We start from the raw sequence: 4,567 nt of genomic DNA on the forward strand, positions 1-4,567 counted from the left end.
TAAGTAAAGATGAGGACAAGGGATTCTTAAAAACTATATCGGAAAAAATATCAGAAGAAGAGAAATTCAAAAGACTAGTTGAACAAATTGGTAAAGATCGGGTAATGATAGAAAAGCTCGAAACTTTAGGTAATCAGTTGTTAATTAACAGAATTATAGGTGGGGCAGCATTTACAACGCTGACGGGTGCACTAGCAGGTACATTAGCAATAGGGGGAGTGGCTGGTACATTAGTAGTAGGCGGAGCAGCGTTAGCAGGGTTTTTAGCAATAGTAGCTATAGCTGCCATTGTTTATACGGTGTATCGACATAGAGGTGAAATAAAAGAAGGGGTACTTGATGCGGGAAAAGCAATAAAAAGTTTGTTTAAAGATTTAATAGATAAATTGCCTACAGTTCAAGCAAGAGAGAATAATTTTGCTAAGTTGAATAGCGATTTATTAGAACAATATCACAAGAGTACCGAAGAAGAGCGAACAAAGCCTAATAATAAAATAGAAATAATAACAATGCTCCAAGATAAAGATCAGCGATCGGCTATAATGAAGTTAATAGAAGACAAAACCATTAGCTTTTCAAAGGAAGGGGAGAATGGTATGGACAGACTTGTAGAAAAAGGTACTAGTACTCATGAAGCTGATAAGGAAGCACTTAAGGAGCTCATGGACAAATTTCAACCTGCAATTATGGCTATTGGTAACAATAACATAGAAGAGGTAAAAGAAAAAGTTAATAAAAAGGTTCAGGAAATGAAGCCGCAATCTCAGGTAGGTGATCCAAGTTCTGAGCAAGTAGTAGATTCGGAAGAACAAATTACACCTTCCTAATGGCTTTGTTGCATAGTCATTAACGCGATTTTCTCCAAAGAAGCTGCTTTACTTTCTGCTCAGCATATCCATCAAATCAGATTCTTTGAATTTGCTGTGGTCAACTTTGCTGAATTTATTTACCACCGCGCTAATTTGATCATATTGCTTAATTAAGAGGTTAACATCTGGCACACTCGTTCCAGAACCTTTCGCAATTCTGAGCCTCCTCTTGCCATTTAAGATATCTGGATCTCGCCTTTCCTTTTCAGTCATCGAATTTATGATAGCTATATATTTTTTCACTTTACTATCATCTGGCACTCCGCTACTTAGCTTTTTTGTAAACGAGCTTGGGATGAACTTCATTATGTTGCTGATGCCATCCATTTTATTCAGAGTTTTTAGCATTCCTACCAAATCATTCAGGTCAAATTTGCCTTTTTTTACTTTCTTTTGTAGTTTATCAATCTCTTCCTGACCAACGATTTCAGTAGCCCTTTCAACCAACGAGACGACATCACCCATGTCAAGTATTCTTTTCGCGATTCTGTCAGGGTAAAAATCATCAAGATCACTTAACTTTTCACCACAAGCAATAAATTTAATTGGGCAATTAGTTGTCATTTTCATAGAGAGGGCAGCACCACCGCGTGCATCGCCGTCAACGCGGGTGAGAATAATACCAGTTACCCCTATTGTTTCATTGAATGATTTGGCGATATTCACTGCATCCTGGCCAATCATTGCATCGGCTACTAAAATAACTTCTGCAGGTGAAGCTATTTCTTTCACAGCCTTCAACTCATTCATCATATTTTCGTCGATATGAATCCTACCTGCGGTATCTAGTATCAATACATCATAGTTATCGTTCTTTGCTGCTGCCAGTGCCCTTTTTGTAATTGCAATAGGCTTTTCATCTATCGCTATAGGTAAGGTTTGTACATCTATTTGTTTACCGAGCACCTCAAGCTGTTTCTGGGCAGCCGGCCTGTAAATATCTAAAGAGGCAAGCATTACTTTTTTCTTTTGTTTTTTTAGCTTTAAAGCAAGCTTTCCTGAAGTGGTTGTTTTACCTGCGCCTTGTAAGCCCACCATCATAATTATAGCAGGAGGTTTAACTGCTAGGTTCAATTCACTTTTTTCTGGTCCGAGGATTGCAACTAAATTATCCTGCACAATTTTGATTATCATTTGTGCTGGAGAAACACTTTTTATGACTTTTTCCCCTATGACCTTATCTTTAATGTCATTGATGAATTTTTTTGCAACTTCAAGCGAAACATCAGCTTCAATTAGGGCTATACGTATTTCACGCATAGCAAGGCTGAAGTCATCTTCGGAAATGATTGACTTTCCCCTGAGCTTATTAAATACAGAATTTAAATTTTCGGTTAATGACTTAAACATAATAGTACTAATAGAATACTCATTAAAAAAAGAGAAGAAGCTGAAACAAAACTCACTGAATTATAACTGAGCACTTCTTTGAGTTTAGTAGCATTATTAAAGTATAAATCAGTGAGTGAATTAGTCAAGTTTTGCAGTATACCGGCAAACATTTTCCTGGTTTTGAGAATTAACTTGTTGGATAGTGAAATAATATGAGGTATGAGAGCCCTAAAAATCCAATCGATATCCATTTTGAAATTTATCCTTGGCAAAAATAGCTTGCGTAAAGGAATGAACAACAAAGTGGCACATAGTAATAAATTAAATTGCGACCAAATATTTTTTGTGTTGTACACAAGATTAAAAATCGAAGATTTATCATAGATAGGTAAGTAAGGATTGCCAGCGATTACGCATATAAACGCTAAAATAATCATAGCCACCCCACCTCCTTTCTCTGCTAAAAGTTTTGACTTGCTTTTGGCAATAAATATGTAATAGAGAAACTTAAGCCCCACGCTTAAATAAAGCAATAAATTCAGAATCTTGTGTAAGCTTTTGTACAAGTCTAAATCAGTACTGCTCATTTTAATTTCAGCCGCAGTGTATGATTTGCTGATAAATCCGGCAGTTCCAGGAAATGCAGCCATTGTCAGTATCGCGATCAAAGCATACATTCCTTCCACTGACATGAATTTGCCCACTCTATTAAAATTCACTGCTTTTGTCCGTGAGATGGTCGAGTTAGCAACAGCAGTGAGCAATAGTTGGTAGGCAATGGAAAAAATTATATTGAATGCAAGTAGTGGTACAGCATTTTCTGAGCGGCTAAGCAGACTTCCTGTCATAATTAATAGACCCATTTGTCCTACAACATTGTAGGCTAAAAATCTACGAATGTTTTGTTCAAGAGAAGTGAATACAATACCGTAAATTGCAGTAATAGCGCCCAAGAGTGCTAATATTTCAGCGTGATCTTGCCAAAGATTGTAAGTATGTAAGAGTGCTACTAAAAAAGAAACCTTAGTAGTAAATAGGGAAAGGTATGATGCACCATGCAATGATGCAGCAGGATATGTATCAACGATCCAAAACGAGAAAGGGAAACAAGCGCAATTTATTAATAAACCTATGATTATTAGATTAGGGCTTTGAATTGCTGACCCTGCTGTTAGTATAACTCCAACAAAAAAATGTACACAAGCATATCTTACTGCAGGTCCGTTATCTTTACTGCCGACTGCAATAATAAAAGATGCACTGATGGCCATTAATTCACAAAATATTATAGTCGATATCATCTGTTTAGATAATATTGCACACAATGAACTGATAGTGTAAGCAAGAAAAGATAGCATTTCTGAAAAGCTTAAGTTTTTTGCTGGTAGAACAATTAAAAATGCAGCCGATAGGAAGGATATTAATATAATACGAAAGGATAAATCAAAGTTTAGAACTGGATTGGGCCAATTTAATATGGTTTCAGGTAATTTTAGGACTATAACTGCTAATGCAGTCAGCAAAAGTAATAGTAAAGATTTGTAAAGTTTCACAATAATTTAAGCCAATATGGTCTATGCTATCTTAATGAATGAATAAAATCAATTTGCATGTATTAACTACTAATTAAACTAATTATCATATAATTATACCAGGGTTAGGGGGTTATAGGAAAACCGGTCAGATTAGGTTTTTAATCTAATCTGACCGATAGCTTTAATAGTGAGGTAAGCCTCAATATAACACGCTTAATTTATAGTACTACGCTCGTGCATAATTTATTTTAAATTTGTGCACGAGCGTTAGTAGATTATTTACTTTTTGAAATAAGGTTTAACATTATGGCCAGTATAAGACCCTACTTCATGTTATAACAACTATTTTAAATATATAATTATTATAGCATGAAGTTATTAATAATATATGTATTATAGCATAACCATCCACAACTACACGAACATTAGACCTCTTGCATAACCAATTTATGGTAAGGAATTTTCAGGAGAAACGCAACCGTTGGTAAGCAAGTTTTAACGCAAAAATTACCATCAGAAAGCAGGTCGAGAGACCAGGATGGCCTTGTTGCATGGTACCTTATGCAGTGGTGATTTATGATAAACATACTGTAATTGCTGTTGAATGATAGAGAGACATACTCCATTATTTTGGCACGAAGTAACAAATTCAGTAGAATCGGTTCTTCAAAAATAATTTAAACTTTTACAGTAGGAGTAGTCTCATGAAATATTATAGCGGATTAGATGTCTCACTCAAAGAAACTTTTATCAGTATCGTTGATGAGAAAGGAAAAATTGTTAACAGAAGAAGTTGTTGCAAGCGAGAGTGATGCAATAGCTAAGTGCCTA

At 35.5% G+C, this 4,567-nt stretch carries 3 protein-coding genes; 1 reads left to right on the plus strand and 2 read right to left on the minus strand.

The genetic code is table 11. From position 1 onward, the window contains the following. A partial coding sequence (locus HET73_RS05990; protein ID WP_174134187.1) for a glycine zipper family protein occupies positions 1-827 on the plus strand: 827 nt, incomplete at its 5' end. Positions 828-875: 48 nt separating this feature from the next. On the opposite strand, the gene ffh is transcribed toward HET73_RS05990, so the two are convergent. Then, complete coding sequence (ffh, locus tag HET73_RS05995) at positions 876-2,219, minus strand: signal recognition particle protein (protein ID WP_174132942.1); 1,344 nt, start codon at positions 2,217-2,219, stop codon at positions 876-878. Next, a complete protein-coding gene (locus tag HET73_RS06000) occupies positions 2,204-3,754 on the minus strand; it encodes a proton-conducting transporter transmembrane domain-containing protein (RefSeq protein WP_174132941.1) in 1,551 nt (516 codons plus the stop codon). Before HET73_RS06000 ends, ffh begins: the two co-directional genes overlap by 16 nt. Positions 3,755-4,567 lie beyond the last annotated feature (813 nt).

This window comes from Wolbachia endosymbiont of Atemnus politus (assembly GCF_013309895.1).

Excerpts from the sequence above, each read along its gene's own strand:
- ffh (WP_174132942.1), bottom strand. The coding sequence starts at position 2,219 with ATGTTTAAGTCATTAACCGAAAATTTAAATTCTGTATTTAATAAGCTC.